At 57.2% G+C, this 898-nt stretch carries 2 pseudogenes; both read right to left on the reverse strand.

Going from position 1 to position 898, the window contains the following annotated elements:
* Window positions 1-646: pseudogene (locus CKO36_RS19245) on the reverse strand (RNA-guided endonuclease TnpB family protein); the annotation flags it as partial.
* Window positions 643-771: pseudogene (locus CKO36_RS20630) on the reverse strand (IS607 family transposase); the annotation flags it as partial. The pseudogenes CKO36_RS19245 and CKO36_RS20630, both read right to left, overlap by 4 nt.
* Window positions 772-898 lie beyond the last annotated feature (127 nt).

Below are 898 nucleotides of genomic sequence, written 5' to 3' on the forward strand. Positions count from 1 at the left end.
CGCCGATGGTGCGCTCGCCGCTGTCCTGTTTGGCTTCGACTTCGATGGTGTAGTGGACTTCGATGCGGTCCTCGTCGGTGAGGATGATCCGCAAGGTGCCGGTGGGCGCGACGGTGGTATCGAGCGGAATGGCGATGCGTTGGCCTTTGACCAGACCGGGGATCTTGATCCAGGCGCGCCCACCGAGTTGAAAGGTGGTGTAGTTATCTGAGCGTACGATCATCTGGTTGTGGGTGTGGTTGTGGCCATAATGCCAGTGCTGACGCATGATCCGGCGCAGATAAGCATCGTCCGTCCATTCATTGCGCTTGAGGGCCGTGAACAGGCGCTTTTGCTCGGCTTTGTCCTGGGTGTGACGCAAAATACATCGGCGTGCTTTGACTTTGGCCGCTTCCATGCAAGCCGTGATGTTGCCCTTGGCATCACGCAGGCTTTCCTTCCAGGCATTGGCTGAGACAGGACATGCGCGACCTTCCTTCAGCCAGCCATCGCGAACCTGGCGATCCGAGATACCCACGCCACCGACAGACCCGAACCTCTGCCAGACCTCGGAGCGCACTTGACCAAGCCGATGTGCCTGCTCACGCAAGGCGGCAACCTTGCCCTTGTTCGGGCGTTTTGCGTTCAGAATTCGCGTGATCTTCATTCGCAGGCGTCCTTTGGTAACTGAATGGGCCTATCGGAAAAATCCTCCTTGATCTGATGCTTGTACTTGTGCATCCCAGACAGTCGGCAACTGAAGGTATGCACAATCGCCAGCAAATCCTCGACGGGTGCGGCCTCGACAAGATGTTATTTCGAGGAGTATGCTCTAAGCCTCTGTAAATGATGAGGCGAGGAGCGATCATGGCCACGGTTGTTCGGCGTTCGGGCGAAGAGATCACCATCGAAGTGAGCC

It is taken from the genome of Rhabdochromatium marinum (assembly GCF_016583795.1).
Classification (GTDB): Bacteria; Pseudomonadota; Gammaproteobacteria; order Chromatiales; family Chromatiaceae; genus Rhabdochromatium; species Rhabdochromatium marinum.